At 32.9% G+C, this 3,013-nt stretch carries 2 protein-coding genes; both read right to left on the bottom strand.

Going from position 1 to position 3,013, the window contains the following annotated elements; genetic code table 11:
• Nucleotides 1-1,079 (bottom strand): sodium:solute symporter family transporter (locus WBQ70_RS04730; protein ID WP_423911259.1); only part of this gene is annotated, 1,079 nt, incomplete at its 3' end.
• A 122-nt stretch (nucleotides 1,080-1,201) separates the two neighbouring features.
• On the bottom strand, nucleotides 1,202-3,013 hold a 1,812-nt coding region (locus WBQ70_RS04725; protein ID WP_423911257.1), incomplete at its 5' end, for an LmbE family protein.

Genomic DNA, 3,013 nt, shown 5'->3' with positions numbered 1-3,013 from the left:
AACTCTTTTCGAAGTATTGGATTATCAAAATCTTGATTCAATTGGTCGATATACAACAAATTAATTACTTTTTTATCTTCGGATAGGGTTTCAAGATCTTTTTCTAAGTTGCGGTATTCTGTTTTGTAAATTGATTTTTCAATTGCAATTTTGTTATTTGGATTAAAATTCAAAGGCACTGGGTTGAATTGAAAAAAGACAAAAACCATCACACCCGTTAAAAGAATGAAAAACTGCATTGGAACTTTTAGTAATCCGTTCATGATTAATCCCATTTGGCTTTCTCGAACAGATTTCCCGGAAAGATAACGTCCTACTTGTGATTGATCTGTTCCAAAATAAGCTAAAGCTAAAAAGAAACCACCTGTGATTCCACTCCAAAAAGTATATTTATCTTCAGGATCAGTGGAGAAACTAACAATATTCATCTTGGAGTTTGCGCCAGCAATATGCATTGCATTACTAAAAGTCATGTCATTAGGTAAAAAGCGAAGAATCAAGAAAAAGGTAATGAACATCCCCGACATAATCACAAACATTTGTTGTTTTTGGGTTACATTGACCGCTTTGGTTCCTCCTGAAAATGTATAAATAATTACTAATACCCCAATAACGATATTCATATAGGTCAAATTCCAGCCTAACAAAGCGGATAAAATAATCGCTGGAGCATAGATTGTTAATCCTGTTCCTAACCCCCTTTGGAACAAAAATAAAACAGCTGCGAGAGAACGGGTTTTTAAATCAAATCGTTTTTCTAAGTATTCATAAGCAGTATAAACTTTGTATTTATGGTAAATAGGAATAAACGTTAAACAAATAACAATCATGGCAATTGGTAGTCCAAAATAAAACTGAATAAACCCCATTCCATCATGGTAGGCTTGACCAGGAGTGGATAAAAATGTAATCGCACTCGCCTGAGTTGCCATAACTGATAAACCTACTGTATGCCAAGGTGTTTCATTTCCGCCCAAAATAAAGTCTTGTACATTTTTACTTCCTTTGGTTTTCCAAGCCCCGTAAATTACTATAAATAAAAGGGTAAAAATGAGTATAATCCAATCAAATAGTTGCATCGTTTATGAGTATAATTTCATTATTAAATAAAAAATAGTGATGTAAATTGCATTAGCAATGAGCACCCAAGTATATTTTTTCTCCCATTTGGTCTTTTTTTTAGTTTTCATACTTTTGTAAATTAAGGTTTTGTGGGTTTTATTTCAGTAGGTGTGTTTTTTAAAGCAATAAGATTAGCCATCAAGCGATAAGCACCTGATACTCCTTCGGGTAATTCTCTAAAAAAACTTAAACCAGTATAAATATAATAACCTTTGCCATAGGAAGCGATAAGTAAAGCACCATTTTTTGGACTTTCGCCTGTATCATTTGAAGAGAGAATAGGGGTGAAAGCTGCATCATACTCATTTGGATAATACAAACCTTGCTCTTGTGTCCATCCTTTAAAATCGTTTGTTGTGATCTTGTTGGGATAATTTAAAGCGGGATGATTGGGATTTATAAAATGTACGGTCGCATTTTCTTCAGTCACTCGGTCACTAGATATTTTCAATGGATATGGAGCTAATTGCACTTCGGGCAATAGACTAGGAGTATTGTATTGTACCAACATTGTTTTGCCTTCTTTTACAAAATTGAATAATATTTGTTGTTTACTAACTAACTCTTCAATAACGTTATATGCACGAATTCCAGTGATGATAACATCCAAGGATTTTAAGGTTTCCGTATTAATTTCTTCAGGATTCAGGAGAGTAAGATCGTATCCCATTTGGATAAGGCTTTCTGGAATCGCATCGCCAGCTCCCATGATATAGCCAATTTTTTGAGTTCCAATTTTTAAGTCTAATTTTATAAATTTAGCTTTTGCAGATTTTAATATTTGTTGTTTGGTGATATGTGGATAGTCAATTGTTATTTGGTCGTTATCGTATTGTTTTTCGTTCAGCTTAATGATGCTTTTTGCAAAAACTTCAGTGCTTTCTAAAGGAGGTGTCACATCAAAATAAAACAATTTCTCAGTTCCTTTTTTCTTTATTTCGAAAGGAATATCTGTTGGAGTAACGATCCAATTATCAGGTAATTCTAATTTTAAATTGCCTTTAATTTCTTCTTTTCCAGCCTTAACTCTGACAGCTATAGTTTTGTTTTTTTGATGATTAAAAAGTGATACATTATTGAGGAAACTCGTCGTTACTTCGGGAGAAATATCTAGATATTGGTACATTTCTCCTTTAACGGGACTATTTTGTTTGTAAACAATAGTTCGCTCAAACGGAATCTCAACTTGATTTATTTTTACATTAAAAACAACTTTGGTTTCTCTGATAATATCTGGAATTCCAATGTTTTCTTGATTTGAAACAGCATACATACCTAAGCTACCTGTTTCTTTTAACCAATACGGTTGGGTATAATCAATAGTTTGTGGAATTTGAAAATCAATGTCAATTTTGTTTATTTGATTGTTTCGTAGTACTTTGTTTTGGGGTATCGTTGTTTTATTAGGTAAAGTAGTTACGCTAATCAATTGAACGTCGTTTGTAGTACGATTTATGGCTTCTATTTTAAGTTTTAAAAGTGTTCCTGGAGTAATTTCTTGTTGATTTGAAACTGCTTCAAGGTACAATCCTGCACAGTTTGCAATGCAGTTTTTTACTTCTTCTGATTTTATTGTTTTCCAATGTGAATCTTTTAAAGATTGAATCATTTGATACGCTTTGATCAAATTTGGAATGCTTGTGGATGGAGAGTTGAAATCGTATTCACTGCTAATTTTAGTTAGCAAATCTCCAATAGGTTTTCCTTCTTTAATTCGGTTCCAACTGGTATCAATTCCTTCAAATAAATTAGAATTATCCTTTAAGGGGGTTCCATTGATTAGTTCTAGATATTCAGTTTCATCACCACGATTTCCCGTTGTTCCAAAACCTTGCGATTGATGACTACTTCTACTCAAGGCAGCAATTTCTTGATTCGATTTTCCTAAAGT

Origin of the sequence: Flavobacterium sp. (assembly GCF_049590715.1) — a bacterium.
GTDB lineage: Bacteria > Bacteroidota > Bacteroidia > Flavobacteriales > Flavobacteriaceae > Flavobacterium.
Note: the sequence above shows the minus strand (reverse complement) of the source record. Positions and strands in the feature narration are given on the sequence as shown.